The 20,150-nt window shown below is 68.2% G+C and carries 16 protein-coding genes; 15 read left to right on the forward strand and 1 reads right to left on the reverse strand.

Annotation, left to right across the window (positions count from 1 at the left end; all coding sequences use genetic code 11):
- Nucleotides 1-84 precede the first annotated feature (84 nt).
- From dnaE to lpxB, 15 genes are all read left to right on the forward strand, one after another.
- On the forward strand, nt 85-3,555 hold the full coding sequence (dnaE, locus tag GGR16_RS05705) for a DNA polymerase III subunit alpha (protein ID WP_183315947.1): 3,471 nt from the start codon (nt 85-87) through the stop codon (nt 3,553-3,555).
- Nucleotides 3,556-4,019: 464 nt separating this feature from the next.
- Nucleotides 4,020-5,024 carry a 30S ribosomal protein S2 gene (locus GGR16_RS05710; protein WP_019403667.1) on the forward strand — a complete coding sequence of 335 codons (1,005 nt, stop codon included), beginning with the start codon at nt 4,020-4,022 and terminating at the stop codon, nt 5,022-5,024.
- Nucleotides 5,025-5,131: 107 nt separating this feature from the next.
- Nucleotides 5,132-6,049, forward strand: coding sequence for a translation elongation factor Ts (gene tsf, locus GGR16_RS05715; protein WP_026015396.1), 918 nt, complete (start codon nt 5,132-5,134; stop codon nt 6,047-6,049).
- Between the two features lie 183 nt (nt 6,050-6,232).
- Nucleotides 6,233-6,946, forward strand: a complete 714-nt coding sequence (gene pyrH, locus GGR16_RS05720; protein WP_019403665.1) for a UMP kinase — start codon at nt 6,233-6,235, stop codon at nt 6,944-6,946.
- Between the two features lie 103 nt (nt 6,947-7,049).
- Nucleotides 7,050-7,610 (forward strand): ribosome recycling factor, encoded by a 561-nt coding sequence (frr, locus tag GGR16_RS05725; RefSeq protein ID WP_019403664.1) that lies wholly within the window; start codon nt 7,050-7,052, stop codon nt 7,608-7,610.
- 63 nt (nt 7,611-7,673) lie between these two features.
- Nucleotides 7,674-8,444 (forward strand): isoprenyl transferase, encoded by a 771-nt coding sequence (locus GGR16_RS05730; protein ID WP_019403663.1) that lies wholly within the window; start codon nt 7,674-7,676, stop codon nt 8,442-8,444.
- 5 nt (nt 8,445-8,449) lie between these two features.
- Complete coding sequence (locus GGR16_RS05735; RefSeq protein WP_183315948.1) at nt 8,450-9,325, forward strand: phosphatidate cytidylyltransferase; 876 nt, start codon at nt 8,450-8,452, stop codon at nt 9,323-9,325.
- A gap of 10 nt (nt 9,326-9,335) precedes the next feature.
- Entirely contained in the window at nt 9,336-10,496 is a 1,161-nt protein-coding gene (dxr, locus tag GGR16_RS05740) for a 1-deoxy-D-xylulose-5-phosphate reductoisomerase (RefSeq protein ID WP_183315949.1), read from the forward strand.
- A 33-nt stretch (nt 10,497-10,529) separates the two neighbouring features.
- A complete protein-coding gene (gene rseP / locus GGR16_RS05745) occupies nt 10,530-11,693 on the forward strand; it encodes an RIP metalloprotease RseP (protein ID WP_019403660.1) in 1,164 nt (387 codons plus the stop codon).
- Between the two features lie 148 nt (nt 11,694-11,841).
- Nucleotides 11,842-14,178: an outer membrane protein assembly factor BamA gene (gene bamA, locus GGR16_RS05750; protein ID WP_183315950.1), complete on the forward strand. Its 2,337-nt coding sequence runs from the start codon at nt 11,842-11,844 to the stop codon at nt 14,176-14,178.
- A 61-nt stretch (nt 14,179-14,239) separates the two neighbouring features.
- A complete protein-coding gene (lpxD, locus tag GGR16_RS05755) occupies nt 14,240-15,295 on the forward strand; it encodes a UDP-3-O-(3-hydroxymyristoyl)glucosamine N-acyltransferase (protein WP_183315951.1) in 1,056 nt (351 codons plus the stop codon).
- Between the two features lie 51 nt (nt 15,296-15,346).
- Nucleotides 15,347-15,811 (forward strand): 3-hydroxyacyl-ACP dehydratase FabZ, encoded by a 465-nt coding sequence (fabZ, locus tag GGR16_RS05760; RefSeq protein ID WP_183315952.1) that lies wholly within the window; start codon nt 15,347-15,349, stop codon nt 15,809-15,811.
- Between the two features lie 4 nt (nt 15,812-15,815).
- Nucleotides 15,816-16,616 (forward strand): acyl-ACP--UDP-N-acetylglucosamine O-acyltransferase, encoded by an 801-nt coding sequence (lpxA, locus tag GGR16_RS05765; protein WP_019403656.1) that lies wholly within the window; start codon nt 15,816-15,818, stop codon nt 16,614-16,616.
- Between the two features lie 2 nt (nt 16,617-16,618).
- Nucleotides 16,619-17,476: an LpxI family protein gene (locus GGR16_RS05770; protein ID WP_183315953.1), complete on the forward strand. Its 858-nt coding sequence runs from the start codon at nt 16,619-16,621 to the stop codon at nt 17,474-17,476.
- A complete protein-coding gene (gene lpxB / locus GGR16_RS05775) occupies nt 17,476-18,639 on the forward strand; it encodes a lipid-A-disaccharide synthase (RefSeq protein WP_183315954.1) in 1,164 nt (387 codons plus the stop codon). The genes GGR16_RS05770 and lpxB overlap by 1 nt, the downstream gene beginning before the upstream one ends.
- Nucleotides 18,640-18,718: 79 nt before the next feature.
- Here the strand turns inward: lpxB and gltA are convergent, their stop codons facing one another.
- Nucleotides 18,719-20,011: a citrate synthase gene (gltA, locus tag GGR16_RS05780; RefSeq protein ID WP_019403653.1), complete on the reverse strand. Its 1,293-nt coding sequence runs from the start codon at nt 20,009-20,011 to the stop codon at nt 18,719-18,721.
- Nucleotides 20,012-20,150: the final 139 nt, after the last annotated feature.

A 20,150-nucleotide genomic window follows, 5' to 3' on the forward strand; every position in this document is an offset into this window, starting at 1 on the left:
CAAGGCGATACTGCGGCGCTCCCGAGCGATCGGATGGATCAGCAGCGAGTCGCCGGGGCCGAAGGGACGAGGACGGAACGAACGATGGGCAGCATCCTGAGCAGCGTCGGCTTCGTGCATCTTCACGTGCACTCGTCCTATTCGCTGCTCGAGAGCGCCCTGACCGTCACGACCCTCGGCAAGCTCGCCGCCGCCGACAAGATGCCGGCGCTTGCCCTGACCGACACCAACAATCTCTTCGGCGGACTGGAGTTCTCGGAGAAGCTGAAGGGCCTCGGCATCCAGCCCATCGCCGGCGTGCAGCTGTCGGTCGCCTTCGAGGAGCAGGATCCGGCCCAGCGCAGCGTCCACGCCCGCGATTTTCCCCACATCGTCCTTCTGGCCCAGGACGAGGAGGGGTACGGCAACCTGATGCGGCTCACGAGCTGGACCTATCTCGATACCGATCCCAGCGAGAAACCGCATGTGCCGCTCGACCGGGTCCTCGCCAACAGCCGAGGCCTCATCGCGCTGACCGGCGGCTTCGGCGGCCCCCTCGACCAGGCCCTGCGCGAGGGACGGTCCGAAAATGCCGAGGCGCGGCTCAAGGCCTTGCGCGGCGCCTTCGACGGGCGGCTCTATGTGGAATTGCAGCGCCACGGCCTGCCCGAGCAGGCTGCTGCCGAGCCTGAGCTGCTGCGGCTCGCCTATGACCTCGGCCTGCCGATCGTCGCCACCAACGAGCCCTTCTTCGCCAAACAGGACGACTATGAGGCCCATGACGCGCTGCTGGCGATCGCGGCCGGGCGGCTCATGTCGGACGAGAACCGGCGCCGCGTCACGCCGCAGCACGACTTCAAGACGCGCGCGCAAATGGCTGATCTGTTTTCGGATTTGCCGGAGGCGCTGTCATCGAGCGTCGAGATTGCCATGCGCTGCGCCTACCGCATCCGCACGCGCAAGCCGATCCTGCCGCGGTTCGATGCCGGCACAGAGGGCGCCGAGAGCGACGAGGGCGCGGAACTGCGCCGCCAGGCGGTGGAGGGGCTGAAGCGCCGCCTCGATGCGCACGGCCCGGCGCCCGACCTGACGGTGGCGGATTACGAGGAGCGGCTCGACTTCGAGCTCTCGGTCATCGAGCGCATGAAGTATCCCGGCTACTTCCTCATCGTGTCGGACTTCATCAAATGGGCGAAGGCGCACGACATCCCCGTCGGGCCGGGGCGCGGCTCGGGCGCCGGCTCGCTCGTCGCCTATGCCCTCACCATTACCGACCTCGATCCGCTGCGCTTCGGCCTGCTGTTCGAGCGCTTCCTCAACCCCGAGCGCGTGTCGATGCCGGACTTCGACATCGACTTCTGCCAGGACCGGCGCGAGGAGGTGATCGGCTACGTCCAGAAGCGCTACGGCGAGGACAAGGTCGCGCAGATCATCACCTTCGGCACCTTGCTCGCCCGCGGCGTGATGCGCGACGTCGGCCGCGTGCTGGAGATGCCCTACGGCCAGGTCGACAAGCTCACCAAGCTCGTGCCGCAGAATCCGGCCAATCCGGTGACGCTCAAGAAGGCCATCGAGGACGAGCCGCGCCTGCAGGCTGCCGCCGAGGAGGAGCCCGTCGTCGGCCGCATGCTGGCCATCGCCGAGAAGCTGGAAGGCCTGCACCGGCACGCCTCGACCCATGCCGCCGGCATCGTCATCGGCGACCGGCCGCTCGAGGAGCTGGTGCCGCTCTATCGCGATCCGCGCTCGGGCATGCGCGTCACCCAGTTCAACATGAAGTGGGTGGAGCAGGCCGGCCTCGTGAAGTTCGACTTCCTCGGCCTCAAGACGCTGACGGTGCTGACGACGGCGGTCAATTTCGTGCGCCAGCGCGGCATCGACCTCGACCTGTCGCGCATCCCGCTCGACGACCGCACCACCTTCGAGCTCCTCGGCCGCGGCGAGACGGTCGGCGTGTTCCAGGTGGAAAGTGCGGGCATGCGCAAGGCCCTCGTCGACATGCGCGCCGATCGGCTGGAGGACCTCATCGCCCTCGTCGCCCTCTACCGGCCGGGCCCGATGGCCAACATCCCGGTCTATTGCGACCGCAAGCACGGGCGCGGCGAAGCCTCCGAGAAATGGTACCTGCACCCGAAGCTGGAGCCGATCCTGAAGGAGACCTTCGGCATCATCATCTACCAGGAGCAGGTGATGCAGGTGGCGCAGGCGCTGTCGGGCTATTCGCTCGGCGAGGCCGATCTCCTGCGCCGCGCCATGGGCAAGAAGATCAAGGCGGAGATGGACGCCCAGCGCGTGCGCTTCGTCGAGGGCGCGCTGAAAAGCGGCCTTACGAAAGACCTTGCCGACGAGATCTTCGACCTGCTCGCGAAGTTCGCCGACTACGGCTTCAACAAGAGCCACGCGGCGGCCTATGCGCTGGTTGCCTACCAGACGGGCTATCTCAAGGCCAACTACACCGTCGAGTTCCTGGCCGCCTCCATGGCGCTCGACATGGACAACACGGACAAGCTGTCGGAATTCCGCCGCGAGGCCGAGCGTCTCGGCATCCGTGTCGAGCCGCCGTCCATCAACCGCTCGGGCGTCTCCTTCGAGGTCGACCACGACGGCGTGGGCCCGGGCATCATCCGCTACGCGCTCGCCGCGACCAAGGGCGTCGGGCGCCAGGCGGTTGAAAGCATCATTGCAGCACGCGGCGACAAGCCTTTCACGAGCCTGTCTGATTTCGCCTCGCGCATCAATCCGCGCCTCGTCAACAAGCGCACCCTGGAGGCGCTGATCGCGGCGGGCGCCTTCGACGAGCTGGAGCCTGACCGGGCGCGCGCGACGGCGGCGATCGACGCCATGATGGCGCTCGCATCGCGCATGGCGGCGGCGGCCACCGACGGTCAGGCGGACATCTTCGGCGGCCTTGCCGCCGGCCCCGAGTCGCTGCGCATCCCGCCCTACGAGCCGTGGGTGCCGGCCGTGCGGCTGCAGAAGGAATATGACGCGGTCGGCTTCTTCCTGTCGGGCCACCCGCTCGACGGGTACGAGGAGATGCTCGAGCGGCTGCGCGTGCAGCGCTGGGTGGATTTCGCCAAGGCGGTGAAGGCCGGCGCGACCATGGGCCGGCTGGCGGCAACGGTGCTCGACCGGACCGAGCGGCGCACCAAGAGCGGCAGCAAGATGGGCATCGTCATGCTCTCGGACCAGACCGGCCATTTCGAGGCCATCGTCTTCTCGGAGGGGCTGCAGCGCTTCCGCGATCTGCTGGAGCCAGGGCGGGCAGTGGTGCTCGTGGTGCAGGCCTCGGTCGAGGGGGAGGACGTGCGCGCCCGCATCCAGTCCGTCGAACCGCTCGACGAGGCCATTGCCCAGCATCAGAAGGGCATGCGCATCTATCTCCGCGACGAAGTTCCGCTCGCCAGTGTCAGCGAGCGCCTGAAGCAGCGCGGCGAGGGCGAGGTGTCGATGGTGCTCATCCTCGACAATGCGCAGGAGGTGGAGCTGCGCCTGCCCGGGCGCTATCTCGCCACCCCGCAGATTGCCGGCGCCCTGCGCGCCGTGCCGGGCGTGGTGCACGTCGAGCTGCAATAGACGCCGTAGCCGTTGTTCGGCAGGACTGGCAGGATCCATGCGGTGATACCCCGCCGGTATCAGGTCATGCGCTGGTGCTCGGCTCTCGCCTGCGCCTCGCGCATGCGGGCCGGGAAACGAGGGCCTGACCGGGAGATCCTCATTCCCCGGACGCATGCAGTGGAGCGCAGCGGAACGGAATGCGAGCCGGGGTCCAGCGCATGATGCCGAGCCGCAGGCTCTCCTGATCCCCACACTTCCCTGCATCCGCCCCGATGGCGGAATGCTCGCGCCTGCCGCCATCGCCCTTTGGCACGAGATCCCCCGCGAAAATTGCCACGCGTGAAGCGCCCGAAGGCTTGCGTCACGGCCGCCGCACCCGTATAAGCGCCGCCATCCCACACGCGGAGAACGCTCGAAGAGCATCCGGTGGCCGGCGGCAGCGCCGGTCGCAGCTCCGCGGAGGCTTAACCGGAGAAACTGTAATGGCGCTTCCCGATTTCTCGATGCGTCAGCTGCTTGAGGCTGGCGCGCATTTCGGACACCAGTCCCACCGTTGGAACCCGAAGATGGAATCCTACATCTTCGGCGCCCGCAACGGCATCCACATCATCGACCTCGCCCAGACGGTGCCGGCGCTCTACCGCGCGCTGCAGGCGATCTCGGACACGGTCGCGGCCGGCGGTCGCGTGCTGATGGTCGGCACCAAGCGCCAGGCGGCCGATGCCGTCGCCGATGCGGCCAAGCGCTCGGCCCAGTACTACGTCAACTCCCGCTGGCTCGGCGGCATGCTGACCAACTGGAAGACCATCTCGGCCTCCATCCAGCGCCTGCGCAAGGTCGAGGAGATGCTCGCCGGTGGCGCGCAGGGCCTGACCAAGAAGGAGCGCCTGATGCTGTCGCGCGAGCGCGACAAGCTCGAGCGCGCCCTCGGCGGCATCAAGGACATGGGCGGCACGCCGAACCTGCTCTTCGTGATCGACACGAACAAGGAGCAGCTCGCCATCAAGGAGGCGCAGCGCCTCGGCATTCCGGTGGCCGCGATCGTCGACACGAACTGCGATCCCGACGGCATCACCTATGCGGTGCCGGCCAACGATGACGCGGGCCGTGCGATCGCGCTCTACTGCGACCTCGTCGCCCGTGCGGCGATCGACGGCATCTCGCGCAGCCAGGGCGACTTCGGCATCGACATCGGCGCTTCCGAGGCTCCGCTCGTCGAGGATCTGCCGGCCGAGACCGAGCAGCCGGGCGAGGCTTTCGAGCTGCTCGACGCCCCGCGCGGCGCTCCCGACGACCTGACCAAGATCACGGGTGTCGGCCCGCAGCTCGAGAAGTCCCTGAACGAAGCCGGCATCTTCCACTACTGGCAGATCGCCGCCATGGGCGAGGCCGATGTCGCCAAGCTCGATGCCGAGCTCAAGCTCAACGGCCGCATCGAGCGCGACGGCTGGGTGGCGCTCGCCCGCACCCTGATCGAGGCCGCGTGACCTCGTCGCAATTCCGTGCCGCTTTGGCGGCATGATGATGTCTGGGACATGGTGCGGCCTGGCGCTTCGGTGCCGGGCCGTGCCGCATCGACGATTAAGAGGACGAAATGGCTAATATCACCGCAGCGATGGTCAAGGAGCTCCGCGACAAGACCGGCGCGGGCATGATGGACTGCAAGACGGCGCTCGCGGAGACCAACGGTGACGTGGAGGCCGCGGTCGACTGGCTGCGCAAGAAGGGTCTCGCCAAGGCGGCCAAGAAGTCGGGCCGCGTCGCGGCCGAGGGCCTCGTGGCGCTCGCCATCGAGGGCACCAAGGGCGTCGTCGTCGAGGTGAATGCCGAGACCGACTTCGTTGCGCGCAACGATCAGTTCCAGGCGCTCGCCGCCAACATCGCCCGTGTCGGCCTCACCGTCGGCGACGATGTCGAGGCCATCAAGGCCGCGGCCTATCCGGGCGGCGGCACGGTGGCCGACGCCATCGCCAACGCCATCGCCACCATCGGCGAGAACATGACGCTGCGCCGCGCGGCCGGCGTCTCGGTGCCGCAGGGCGTCGTCGCCTCCTACATCCACAACGCCTCGGGCGAGGGCCTCGGCCGCATCGGCGTGCTCGTCGGCCTCAACTCGGCCGGCAAGACCGATGAGCTTGCCGCGCTCGGCCGCCAGATCGCCATGCACATCGCCGCGGCGAGCCCCTTGGCGCTCGACCCGGCCGGCCTCGATCCGGCGACGGTGGAGCGCGAGAAGGCGATCCTCGGCGAGAAGCATGCCGGCAAGCCGGCCAACGTGATCGAGAAGATCGTCGAGAGCGGCCTCAAGACCTACTACAAGGAGGTCTGCCTCCTCGACCAGGCCTTCATCCACGATCCGTCGAAGACGGTCGCCCAGGCGCTCAAGGAAGCCGAGGGCAAGGTGGGCGCGCCCGTTTCGCTGACGGGGTTCGTGCGCTACAGCCTCGGCGAGGGCATCGAGAAAGAGGAAACCGACTTTGCCGCCGAAGTGGCGGCAGCGGTCGGCAGCTGAGGCCGGAATTTCCAGAAACGGCGGCGCCAAGCGCCGCCGTTTTTGTAAGATGAGACGGTCAAGGGCATGTTCGCCGGCGCGGGGCCGAATGGCACGGCGGCGGGAATGCTCGGCCACACGAGTTGCGACGCCTGCTGAGGTCCGGTCGGATCGGAGCAGGCCCTGGCGGAGGCTTAAGGGACGATGGCTGGCAAACGGGCGCTGATCAAACTGTCGGGTGAGGCACTGGCGGGGCCGGGCGGAGCCGGCATCCATGGCGAAACCCTGACCGCGCTCGCCAACGACATCGCCACGGCCGCGCGCGTCGGCCACGAGATCGCCGTCGTCGTCGGCGGCGGCAACTTCTTCCGCGGCGTGCAGGGCCTCGCCAAGGGCCTCGACCGGCCCACCGCCGATTCCATCGGCATGCTCGGCACGGTCATGAACGCCCTGGCGCTGGAGCACGCCATCGAATCGGCCGGCGTGCCCGCGCGCGCCATGTCGGCCGTGCCGATGCCCTCCCTGTGCGAGAGCTACGCGCGCAAGCGCGCCCTCGACCACATGGCTCACGGCAAGGTCGTCATCCTCGGCGGCGGCACCAGCAATCCCTATTTCACGACCGATACGGGCGCGGCCCTGCGCGCCGCCGAGCTGTCGTGCACGCTGCTCATGAAGGCGACGAACGTCGACGGCGTCTACACGGCCGACCCCAAGACGGACCCGACCGCCACCCGCTTCGAGCGCCTGACCCACGACGAGGCCATCGCCCGCAATCTCAAGGTGATGGACACCGCCGCCTTTGCCCTGGCGCGCGAGGCCGGGCTCACCATCGTCGTCTTCTCCCTGCAGGAGCCGGGCTCGATCGGGGCCGTGCTCGAGGGCGGGGGACGGGCCACCGTCGTTGTTCCTTCCGCGTGAAGCGCACACGCCCGTGTTCACCGATTCGAGACGAAGGTCTTGACCCGGAGGCCCGGGCGCGCTCAACGTCGCCGCGATATCTTGCAGGGAGCGAGCAAAAACAATGAGCCAGACATACGACCTCGCCGACATCAAGCGTCGCATGCAGGGTGCCGTTCAGTCCCTGAAGCATGATCTCGGCGGACTGCGCACCGGCCGCGCCTCGGCCAGCCTTGTCGAGCCCATCCAGGTTGACGCCTACGGCAGCCTGATGCCCATCAACCAGGTCGCGACCATCAGCGTCCCGGAGCCGCGCCTCCTCAGCGTGCAGGTGTGGGACCGCGGCATGGTCTCGGCCGTCGAGAAGGCCATCCGCGATTCCGACCTCGGCCTCAATCCGCAGACGGAAGGGCAGGTGATCCGCCTGCGTATTCCCGAGATGAACGAGCAGCGCCGCAAGGAGATGGTCAAGGTCGCCCACAAATATGCGGAGGAATCGCGCATCGCGGTGCGCCACGTCCGCCGTGACGGCCTCGACACGCTGAAGAAGCTCGAGAAGGACGGCGACATGAGCCAGGACGACCAGGCCCGCGAGGCCGACCTCGTCCAGAAGGCGACCGACCAGGCGATCGCCGAGATCGACCAGCTCCTCGCCGCCAAGGAAAAGGAAATCATGCAGGTTTGATCTGCGTGAGGGGGGCGGCGGCGCGGTGCGACGTCGAGCCGATGGCGCCGTGAGGACGGGTCGATGACGGTAGTGACCGAGCCGGCAACGGCAGCGGAAGATGTGCGGGCGGCGGCAGGCGAGGCCGGCGTGCCGGCGCATGTCGCCATCATCATGGATGGCAACGGCCGCTGGGCGCAGAAGCGCCACCTGCCGCGGGCCGAGGGCCATCGGCGCGGCGTGGAGGCGCTGCGCCGCGCCGTGCGTGCGGCCGCCGCGCGGGGCATCCGCTATCTGACCATCTACAGCTTCTCGTCCGAGAACTGGCGCAGGCCGGCGAGCGAGATCGCCGACCTCATGAACCTCCTCAAGCTCTTCGTGCGACGGGACCTTGCCGAGCTGCACCGGGCCAACATCCGCGTCCGCATCCTCGGCGAGCGGGCCGATCTCAAGCCCGATATCGCGGCCCTGCTCGACGAGGCGGAGAGCATCACGCGCGACAACACCGGCCTGACGCTGGTCGTGGCGTTCAACTACGGCTCGCGGCAGGAGATCGTCCGTGCCGCCCGGCGCATCGCCGAGGATGTCGCCGCCGGCCGCCTCGCCCCCGACGCCATCGACGCCGATGCCGTCGCTGCCCGGCTCGACCTTGCCGGCGTGCCGGATCCGGACCTCATCATCCGCACCTCGGGCGAGCAGCGCCTGTCGAACTTCCTGCTCTGGCAGGCGGCCTATGCCGAGCTCGTCTTCCTGCCGGTGCTGTGGCCCGATTTCGACGAGGCCGCCTTCGACGAAGCCCTTGCGGAATTCGCCCGGCGCGAGCGGCGTTACGGCGGCCTGACGGCGAGCGCCTGAGCGTCATGGCTTCTCCAGAGCCGCGACCGCCGGCCACGCCCCGCAGCATCGGTTCCTTCCTCTCATCCGAGCTCGGCCGGCGCACCCTGTCCGGCATTGCCCTCGTCGCCGTGGCGCTCGGCACCGCGTGGTGGGGCGGACTTGCCTTCGACATCCTCTGGGCCCTGGCGGGCGCGCTCGTCTGCCGCGAATGGGTGGCGCTGTCGCCGGCGCGCGCGGAGACCGTCCTGGGGCTCGGCGGTGCCGCGGCCGTGGCCGTCGCCAGCGTCGTTCTGTCGGTGAGCGGCCACCTGCCGTCTGCCTTGACCGCGCTTGCGGTGGGGGCCGCCGGCCTTGCCGCCCTCGGGCGTGATCGCACCTCGCGCCTGTGGGCGCTGGCGGGCCTCATCTATGCGGCCGTCATCGGGCTCGTGCCCGTCGCCGCCCGGGCCCTGCCGGAGGTCGGCCTCGTCGTCATCCTGTGGATGTTCGCCGTCGTCTGGATGACGGATATCGCCGCCTATTTCACTGGGCGCAGCCTCGGCGGGCCGAAGCTGTGGCCGAGCGTCAGCCCCAAGAAGACGTGGTCCGGCTTTCTCGGCGGGCTGGCGGCGGGCAGCCTCGCCGGCATGGCGGTCGTCGCCGTCGCCCAGGGCAACGGCATCGCCGAGGGCGCGCCGCTCTGGATGGTCGGCTGCGGCTCGGCCGTTGCTTCCGCGTTCGGCCAATTGGGCGATCTCGCCGAATCCGCGCTGAAGCGCCGGGCGGGAGTGAAGGATTCCGGGCACATCATTCCGGGCCACGGCGGGGTGATGGACCGCCTCGACGCCTTCTGGGCGGTGGCGCTGCTCGTCGGCCTGGGGCTTGTCGTCAGTTCCGCCGTCCGGGCTCCGGCGCTCTGAGGCGGCGGCGATGGCGACACGTCTCACCATTCTCGGTGCCAGCGGTTCCGTCGGCCGGGCAGTGGCCGATGTGGTCGCCGCCCATCCCGGGCGCTTCGAAGTCGAGGCCGTCGTCGCCGGCCGCGATGCGCGGGCTCTCGCCGACGTGGCGTTGCGGCTGCGCGCGCGCTGTGCCGTGCTGGCGGACGGCGAGGGCGGGGCGGCCCTGGCGGAGGCCCTGTCCGGCAGCGGCATCGCGAGCGGGGCGGGCGAGGAGGCGGTGCTCGAGGCGGTCGACCGGGACTGCGATCTCGTCGTCGCCGCGATCGCCGGCACGGCGGGGCTCCGCCCGACCCATCGCGCGCTCCGCCCCGGCCGCCGCATCGCGCTCGCCAACAAGGAATGCCTCGTCAGCGCCGGTGCCGCCTTCATGCGCGATGCCGCGGCAGCCGGCGCCACCATCCTGCCGCTCGATTCCGAGCACAACGCTCTTTTCCAGGCGCTCGGTGGCGCTGCCCTCGATGACGTGGAGGCGATGACCCTCACGGCCTCCGGCGGCCCTTTTCGCGACTGGCCGGCGAAGGCCATTGCCGAGGCGACGCCGCAGGAGGCGCTGAAGCACCCCAACTGGTCGATGGGGGCGAAGATCACCGTCGATTCCGCCGGGCTCATGAACAAGGGCCTCGAACTGATCGAGGCCCACCACCTCTTCGGCCTTCCGGCCGCGCGGCTCAGGGCGGTGGTGCATCCGCAGTCGATCGTCCATGGCATCGTGCATTTCCGGGACGGGTCGCTTTCGGCCGGCCTCGCGGTGCCCGACATGCGGGTGCCGGTGGCGCATTGCCTCGCCTGGCCCGAGCGCGTCGAAACAGAGGTCCCGCGGCTCGATCTTGCCGCAATGGGCTGCCTTACTTTCGCCGAACCCGACACGGCACGCTTTCCCGCGCTGCGGCTGGCGCGCGAGGCCCTGGAGCAGGGCGGGGCCGCGCCGACGGTGCTCAACGCGGCCAACGAGGTCGCGGTGGAGGCTTTCCTTGCGGGACGCATCAGGTTCGGCGATATCGCCCGCCTCGTCGAGGCGGTATGCACGCACGAGGGCGTGGGCGCCGCGCCGGCGGGGATCGACGAAGCGCTCGCGGTGGACTTTGCCGCGCGGGAACGAGCCCGCGCGCTTTTGCAGCAATCACGCTGAACGGGCGCAAGCGAGCCCGGCGAGGAGTGGACGATGGACATAGCGGGCACGGTGATCGGCGCGGGGTGGGGGCTCCTGAGCTATGTGGTCCCCTTCCTGTTCGTGCTGACGATCGTGGTCTTCTTCCACGAGCTCGGCCACTTCTGGGTCGCCCGCCGCTGCGGCGTCGCCGTCCAGGCCTTCTCCATCGGCTTCGGCCGGGAGCTCGTCGGCTGGACGGACCGGCACGGCACGCGCTGGCGCATCTCGGCGATCCCGCTCGGCGGCTATGTGAGATTCGCCGGCGATGCCAACAGCGCCAGCATGCCGGACCGCGGCGCGCTCGACACCATGTCCGAGGTCGAGCGGCGCGGCAGCTTCTACCACAAGGGCGTCGGCGCCCGCGCGGCGATCGTGGCCGCCGGCCCCATCGCCAACTTCCTGCTCGCCATCGCCATCTTCACCGCGAGCGTCTACTTCGGCGGCCGGGCCATCCTCCTGCCGCGCGTCGACGCGGTTGAGGCGGGCAGCGCCGCCGAGCGCGCCGGCGTCCGGCCGGGCGATCTCGTGCTCTCCATCGACGGGCGTCCCATGGAGAGCTTCGCCGACATGCAGCGCATCATCAGCGCCCGCCCGGGCGAGGCGCTGACCGTCACCGTCGAGCGGGACGGCAGCGAAGTGACGCTGACGGCGACACCAGACCTGCGCGAGATGACGACGCCGTTCGGCAAGCAGCGCATCGGGCTTCTCGGCCTGCGCGCCTCCCGTGACCCTGGCGATTGGACCGTCAGGCAATACGGCATCGTTGATTCTCTGCGGATAGGGTTAACAGATACTTGGTACATCGTGGAACGTACCGGCGATTATGTCGGAAAGCTCCTGACGGGCCGCGAATCGACCGATCAGCTCTCGGGGCCGATCCGCATCGCACAGGTTTCCGGAGAGGTCGCCTCGATGGGCGGACTTGCCGGCCTCATCAACCTGGCGGCCATCCTATCTGTCTCTATTGGCTTGATAAATCTCGTTCCGGTGCCGATGCTCGATGGCGGCCATCTGCTGTTCTACGCCATCGAGGCCGTGCGCGGACGCCCGCTCAGCGAGCAGGCGCAGGAGATCGGCTTCAGAATCGGGCTTGCCTTGGTGCTCATGCTCATGCTCTTCGTGACGTGGAATGATCTGCAGCATCTGGGCGCCGCTTTCGGTCTCGGGGCGACGTGACCGACGGGCAACGCTTGCTCGAAAAATGCGCGCCCGGCGCCTTCGGCCCGTTTGCAGACCGGCGTAAACTCTGTAGAAGCGTCTTCGACCCATACTCCGGGCAATCGAGACGGTTCGTTCGGGAAAGAATAAAGAGGGTAGGCACCTGATGACGCGGAATGTGAACAACCGCCGGGCCAGAGTGGCGCGCCGCCTGACGGGCGTGCTCCTTGCCAGCGTGGCCATCGTTGCGAGCGCCCAGGTTGCCACCGCCCAGTCGGCACGCAGCCCGCGTGCGGGCGCACAGACGGCGACTGTCGGCGCTCCGCTCATCAACCGCGTGGTGTTCCAGGGCAACAAGAAGCTGAAGTCCGAGCAACTCGGCCCCGAGATGCAGACCCAGGCGCGCACGCCCTTCAGCCAGTCGGTTGTCGACGGCGACATCGAGCGCATCCGCGAGATCTACCGCCGTGGCGGCCGCAGCCTCGCCAAGGTCGACGCGCGCGTGGTGTCGCTGTCCAACGACCGGGTCGACGTCGTCTTCACCATCGACGAGGGCGACAAGACCGGCGTCAAGGAAATCAACTTCGTCGGCAACAATGCCTTCTCGTCGTCGAGGCTGCGCAACCTGATGACGACGACGGAAATGAATTTCCTGTCGTTCCTCAAGAACACCGACGTCTACGATCCCGATCGCATCTCCACCGATCTCGAGCTGATCCGCCGTTACTACCTCAAGAACGGCTACGCCGATTTCCGCGTCGTTTCCGCGGATGCGGTGTTCGACGAGGCGCGCGAGGGCTACATCGTCACCATCGCGGTCGACGAGGGCCAGCAGTATCGTGTCAGCGGCGTCACGGTCGATTCGACTGTTCCGGAAGTGCAGGCCGCGGAGCTGCAGCGGCTCGCGCGTCTTTCCTCGGGCGACGTCTACAACGCCGAGGCCGTCGAGAAGACCCTCACCAACATGACGACCGAGCTCGGTCGGCGCGGCTACCCGTTCATGGTCGTGCGTCCGCGCGGCACGCGCGATCCGGCCTCGCACACGATCGCCATCGACTACGTCGTGGAAGAGGGGCCACGGGTCTACATCGAGCGCATCAACGTGCGCGGCAATACCCGCTCGCGCGACTACGTCATCCGCCGCGAGTTCGATATCGGCGAGGGTGACGCCTACAACCAGGTGCTGATCGACCGCGCCGTGCGGCGCCTCAACAACCTCGGTTACTTCAAGAACGTCCGCATCACCAACGAGCCCGGCTCGACGCCGGATCGCGTCGTGGTCAACGTGGATGTCGAGGATCAGTCCACGGGCCAGTTCTCCGTGTCGGGCGGCTATTCGACCTCCGACGGCTTCATCGGCGAGGTGGCTGTCTCCGAGTCGAACTTCCTCGGCCGCGGCCAGTATGTCCGCCTCGCCGGCACCTGGGGCCAGCGCACGCAGGGCGTCGAGTTCTCCTTCACGGAGCCTTACTTCCTCGACCAGCGCATGGCCTTCGGTGTCGACCTGTTCTCGAAGTACACCGACAACACCAACTATTCGCGCTACGAGAACCGCGTGACCGGCGGCCAGCTGCGCCTCGGCCTGCCGATCACCGAAGAGGTCACGCTGACGCTGCGCTACTCGCTGTATCAGTCGGAGCTCAAGATCCCGAATACCTATTCCAAGCCGTATAACGACTGCTCGATTCCGCTGCCCGGCCTGACGCCGCTGATTCCGGGCACAGGGGTTGCTCAGTATCCGGAGTGCACATGGAACGGAGAAGCCTCAATCGCGGTTAAGGAAGCCGTTGGAACGACCTGGACGTCGCTCGTTGGCGCCACGCTGTCGTACAACACTCTCGATAACATCCGCGATCCGCGTTCCGGTTTTTATGCCGAGATCAAGCCCGAGGTCGCCGGACTTGGCGGTGACTCGCGCTTCATCCGTGCCACGGCCGAGGCCCGCTACTACCATGAGCTGTTCGACGACGTCGTCGGCATGATCAAGGTGCAGGGCGGTCACATCCGTGCCTTCGGCGGCAACGACCTGCGCATCGTCGACAACTTCTTCCTCGGCCCGTCGCTGGTGCGCGGCTTCGCCCCGTCCGGCATGGGCCCGCGCGACATGACCGGCGACTACCGCGCTAACGCCCTCGGCGGCACCACCTATTTCGGCGGCACGCTCGAGGTGCAGTTCCCGATCTTCGGTCTGCCGCGTGAATTCGGCCTGCGCGGTGCCGTCTTCGCGGACGCCGGTACCCTGTTCGGCTATGAAGGCCAGCGGTACTTCGATCTGAATGGCAATGGCTCGATCAATTGCGCTGGATTTGCCGGATACAATCCGAATGCGGAGCCTGAGTGCCTCAACGTCGAGGACAGCAAGAAGATCCGCTCCTCCGTCGGCGTGAGCCTGCTCTGGCAGTCGCCGCTCGGGCCGCTGCGCTTCGACTACGCCTTCGTGCTGTCGAAGGCGACAGGGGACCAGACCCAGGCCTTCCGCTTCTCGGGTGGCACGAGCTTCTGATGCTCTCCTCGAAGCGGCCCGCAAGGGCCGCTTCTGTTTCAGGCGAAAGATATTTCTGGCGATGTCGGATCCGGTGTTCTTCGTCCAGGCCGTGCGCCCGACGCTCGCCGAGGTGGCGTCTCTCACCGGCGTGACGCTGCCTGCGGGCGCGGACCCGCAGATGGTGCTGAGCGGGGTCTCGCCGCTCGAAAGCGCGGCGCAGGGTGATCTCGCCTATATGGACAACCCGCGCTATGCCGCCGCGCTCGATGTGACGCAGGCGAGTGCCTGTTTCGTCTCGAAGCGCTTTGCCGCGCGCGTGCCTGCCGGCTGCGTGGCGCTCGTGGTCGCCGAGCCTTACCGCGCCTTCGCCAAGGTGCTCACGGCGATGTATCCGGCGGCGGCGCGGCCGGGCTCGCAGTTCGGTGCCGACGGCATCTCGCCCGGCGCCTATGTGCATCCCCAGGCGCGGCTCGAGCCGGGCGTCGTCGTCGATCCGGGGGCGAGCGTCGGCCCGGGAGCGGAGATCGGCTCCGGCACGGTCATCTCGTCGAATGCCGTGGTCGGCCCCGGCGTCCGCATCGGCCGCAACAGCTCCATCGGCCCCGGCGTCGTGCTGCAGCACGCGCTCGTCGGCAACCGCGTCATCCTGCACGCGGGCGCCAAGATCGGGCAGGACGGCTTCGGCTTCGCCATGAGCGCCCAGGGCCATCTCAAGGTGCCGCAGATCGGGCGCGTCATCATCCAGGACGACGTCGAGATCGGTGCCAACACCACCGTCGACCGGGGCGCCAGCCGCGACACCGTGATCGGCGAGGGCACGAAGATCGACAACCTGGTGCAGATTGGTCATAACGTCGTCATCGGCCGCCATTGCGTCATCGTCTCGCAGGTCGGCATCGCGGGCAGCGCCACGTTGGAGGACTTCGTCGTCCTCGGCGGCCAGGTCGGTGTCGTCGGGCACGTTCGCATCGGCATGGGCGCGCAGATCGCGGCGACGAGCAATGTCGCGACCGACGTGCCGGCGGGGGTCAAGTGGGGCGGCTCGCCCGCCAAGCCCATGCGGGCCTGGCTGCGCGAGGTGATGACGTTGAAGAGCCTGGCGGCACGACGCGGCGGCGACGCCGGCGAAGGATAAGGAACCACGGCGGGCGCCCGGCGCCTGCGTTGTGCGGGGAGACAACCATACATGAACGATGCGACCACGGGCCTCGAGGCTGCCGACATCGTGCAGATCCTGAGCTATCTGCCGCACCGTTACCCCTTCTTGCTCATCGACCGCATCATCGAGATGAAGGGCGACGAGAGCTGCATCGGCATCAAGAACGTCACCTACAACGAGCCGCAGTTCATGGGGCATTTCCCCAGCCGCCCCATGTTTCCCGGCGTGTTCATGATCGAGGGCATGGCCCAGACCGCCGGCGCCATGTGCGTCGCCTCCAAGCTCGCGCAGAAGGCGCGGCCCAAGGAGGTCTATTTCATGACCATCGACAAGGCCAAGTTCCGCAAGCCGGTCGGCCCGGGCGACACGGTGGAGTACCACATGACCAAACTCGCCAACCGCCGCAACATGTGGTGGTATCGCGGTGAGGCGAAGGTCAATGGCGTGCTCGTCTGCGAGGCTGAAGTCAGCGCCATGCTGGTCGTAGAGTAGGTTGATGTCGCAGATTCATCCGACGGCGATTGTCGAGGACGGTGCGCGCCTCGGCGAGGGTGTGCGTATCGGTCCCTATTGCCACGTCGGCCCCGAGGTGTCGCTGGGGGACGGCTGCGAACTCGTCAGCCACGCGGTGGTCGCCGGCCGTACCCGCATCGGGGCCCGCACGCGGATATTCCCCTTCGCCTCCATCGGCCATCAGCCGCAGGACCTGAAGTATCACGGCGAGCCCTCGACGCTCGAGGTCGGCAGCGACTGCATCATCCGGGAGGGCGTCACGCTCAATCCCGGCACCGAGGGCGGGGGCATGAAGACGGTCATCGGCGACCGCTGCGCCTTCCTCGCCAACTCGCACGTCGGGCACGACTGCGAGGTCGGCAGCAATGTGATCCTGTCGAACAACGTCATGCTGGCGGGCCACGTGACCGTGGGCAACTACGTCATCATCGGCGGCGGGGCGGCGGTCATCCAGTTCGCGCGCGTTGGCGCGCACGCCTTCGTCGGCGGCATGTCGGGGCTGGAGAACGACCTCATCCCCTATGGCATGGCCATGGGCAACCGGGCCCATCTGTCGGGCCTTAACATCGTCGGCATGCAGCGCCGCGGCTTCTCGCGCGAGGACATCCACACCGTCCGGCGCGCCTACCGCCTGCTCTTTGCGGATGAAGGCAGCCTGCGCGAGCGCGTGGAGGACGTGGCGGCGGAGTTCCAGAACCACGCCGTCGTGCACGAGATCCTCGACTTCATCCGCGAGGGCGGCAAGCGCTCCATCTGCACCCCGCGGGCTTCCGAAGAGAGCTGACCATGGCTGCTGGCGCGCCGGTCGCCCTGCTCGCCGGCGGCGGGGCCCTGCCGGGCCTGCTCCGCGCAGCCTTGCTCCGGCGCGATCGGAGCGTCCGGGTCCTCGCCCTGCGCGGCTTCGCCGAGCGGGCGCTGGCCCGTCAGGCCGACGTCGTCGTCGATATCCTCGATTACAAACGCATCTTCGCCCAGCTCGAAGCCTGGGCGCCGGCCGAGGTGGTGCTCGTCGGCACCGTGCATCGGCCCAAGCCCACGGCCTTTGCCGGGGCTCTCGCTGCATTCAGGAACCGGGACGAGATCGCCGCAATCTTGGGGGCGGGCGACGACGGCCTGCTCGCCGGCGTCATCCGTCTCCTGGAGGAGCGCGGCCTCACGGTGGGCGGCATCGATCGGCTGGCGCCGGAGCTGCTCGCCGGGGCGGGCGTTCTCGGCGCCGTGGCGCCCGATGAGCCGGGCCTTGCGGCCGCGGCGACGGGGCAGGGGGTGCTCGAGGCGTTGTCGCCGTTCGACGTCGGGCAGGCGGTGGTCGTCGCCGCGCAGCGTGTCGTCGCCATCGAGGGGCCGGAGGGCACCGATGCGATGCTCGCCCGTGCGCGCCGCCTGCGGCGCAGCCCGCGCCTGCGCGCCATCCATGGCGGCGTGCTGGTCAAGATGGCGAAGGTCGGCCAGGACCTGCGCGTCGACCTGCCGACCATCGGGCCGCGCACCGTCGCCTGTGCGGCGCGGGCCGGCCTTGCCGGCATCGCCATCGGCGCCGGTGCGACGCTGATCGTCGACGGGCCCGGCACGATCGCCGAGGCGGACCGGCGCGGCCTCTTCCTCCTCGGCATCGAGCGACGGCACGACAGGATCGAGACCTGATGCAGCAGCAGGCCGGATTGCACGTCTTCATCGTCGCCGGGGAGGAATCGGGCGATCAGCTCGGCTTCAAGCTCATGCGCTCGCTGCGGGCCCGGCATCCGGACATCCGCTTTTCCGGCGTCGGCGGCCACGCCATGGCGGGCGAGGGGCTGACGAGCCTCTTCCCGCTCGACGACATCGCCGTCATGGGTTTCACCGCCGTCATCGGCCGCCTCAGAACGATCATCGACCGCGTGCATCGCACGGTCGATGCCGCCGTGGCGGCCCGGCCGGATATCCTCGTCATCATCGACAGCCCCGATTTCACCCATGCGGTGGCGAAGAGGGTGCGCAAGCGCCTGCCCGACCTGCCGGTGGTCGACTATGTCAGCCCGAGCGTCTGGGCCTGGCGCCCCGGCCGCGCCCGCAAGATGCGCGCCTATGTCGACCACGTATTGGCGCTGCTGCCCTTCGAGCCGGCGGCCCACGCGCGTCTCGGCGGCCCCCAATGCAGCTATGTCGGCCATCCGCTCATCGAGCGGCTGGCCGAGCTGCGCCCGGCAAGCGGGGAGCGGCCGGCCCTTGCCGAAGGGGCGCCCGCGACGGTTCTGGTGCTGCCGGGCAGCCGCCGCTCCGAGGTGTCCCGGCTCATGCCGGTCTTTCGCGAGACCTTGCCGCTGGTCGAGACGGCGAGCCGGCGGCCGCTGCATTGGCTGATGCCGGTCGTCCCGCACCTCGCCGATGAGATCGAGGCCGCCGTCGCCGCCTGGCCCGTAAAGCCGCAGATCGTCCACGGCGCCGCGGCCAAGCTGGCGGCCTTCCGGCAGGCCCACGCGGCCCTCGCCGCCTCCGGCACGGTCACCTTGGAGCTTGCTTTGTCCGGCGTGCCGATGGTGGTCGCCTACAAGGTGGGCTGGCTCGAATCCCAGGTGCGCCACTTCCTCACCGTGTCGACCATCACCCTCGCCAATCTCATCCTCGGCGAGAGCGCCATCCCCGAGCGTCTGCAATGGGACTGCACGCCCGAGAAGCTTGCCGGCACGCTCGCGCCGCTGATCGAGGAAGGGCCGGAAAGGCAGGCCCAGCTCGCCGCGCTCGCCCGCCTCGATGCGGCGATGCGCATCGGTGACGAGGAGCCGAGCGAGAGGGCCGCGCGCATCGTGCTCGCCGTCGCCGGGCGCTGAGCAGCGAGAAACGCAGGCAAGGAGAACGAAGGCATGAAAAAAGGGCCCCGTGAGGGGCCCTTTCGTTTGTCCGAACCGCTCAGGAGCGCTGGGCGATCGGGGTGTAGTCGCGCTGCGGCGCGCCGGTGTAGAGCTGGCGCGGACGGCCGATCTTCTGGGACGGATCCTCGATCATCTCCTTCCACTGCGCGATCCAGCCGACGGTGCGGGCCAGAGCGAACAGCACGGTGAACATGGAGGTGGGGAAGCCCATCGCCTTCAGCGTGATGCCCGAGTAGAAGTCGATGTTCGGATAGAGCTTCTTCTCGATGAAATATTCGTCGTGCAGGGCGATGCGCTCGAGCTCCATGGCGACATCGAGCAGCGGGTCGTCCTTGATGCCGAGCTCGTTCAGCACCTCGTGCGTCGTGCGCTGCATGATCTTGGCCCGCGGGTCGTAGTTCTTGTAGACCCGGTGACCGAAGCCCATGAGGCGGAACGGATCGTTCTTGTCCTTCGCGCGGGCGATGAACTCGGGGATCCGGTCGGGCGTGCCGATCTCTTCCAGCATCTTGAGCGCCGCCTCGTTGGCGCCCCCGTGAGCCGGGCCCCACAGGCAGGCAACGCCCGCCGCGATGCAGGCGAAGGGATTGGCGCCCGAGGAACCGGCGAGCCTCACCGTCGAGGTGGAGGCATTCTGCTCGTGGTCGGCATGCAGGATGAAGATGCGGTCCATCGCCCGGGCGAGCACCGGGTTCGGCACGTATTCCTCGCACGGCACGCCGAAGCACATGTGCAGGAAGTTCGACGTGTAGTCGAGGTTGTTCTTCGGATACATGAACGGCTGGCCGATGGAATATTTATAGGCCATGGCCGCAAGCGTCGGCACCTTCGCGATCATGCGCATGGAGGCGATCATGCGCTGCTGCGGATCGGAGATGTCGGTGGAGTCGTGATAGAAGGCCGAGAGGGCGCCGACGGAGGCTACGAGGATCGCCATCGGGTGGGCGTCGCGGCGGAAGCCCTGGAAGAACCGCGTCATCTGCTCGTGCACCATCGTATGGCGCGTCACGCGGTAGTCGAAATCGGCCTTCTGGCTCGCCGTGGGCAGCTCCCCGTAGAGGAGGAGGTAGCAGGTTTCCAGGAAGTCGCCGTGCTCGGCGAGCTGCTCGATCGGGTAGCCGCGGTAGAGAAGCACGCCCTCGTCACCGTCGATATAGGTGATCTTGGACTCGCAGCTCGCGGTCGAGGTGAAACCCGGATCGTAAGTGAACATCCCGGCATTTTTGTAGAGCGGCGCGATGTCGACGACGCTCGGCCCAATCGTTCCCTCTCGCACGGCAAGGTCGATATTCTTGCCGTCGATGGAGAACGTGCCCGTTCCTGCGCTCATGGATGCATCCCCTTTCTTCGGGTAAAGCGCACAGGACAACGGCTCATCGGCAGGGGGCTGACCCCTTGGCTGTGATTGCCTTTCCGCTCCGCCGTCCCGCGGTTTTCGATCCGATCGAGATAAGATCGAGGCCTGCGTA

The sequence above is a fragment of the Chelatococcus caeni genome (assembly GCF_014196925.1).
GTDB lineage: Bacteria > Pseudomonadota > Alphaproteobacteria > Rhizobiales > Beijerinckiaceae > Chelatococcus_A > Chelatococcus_A caeni.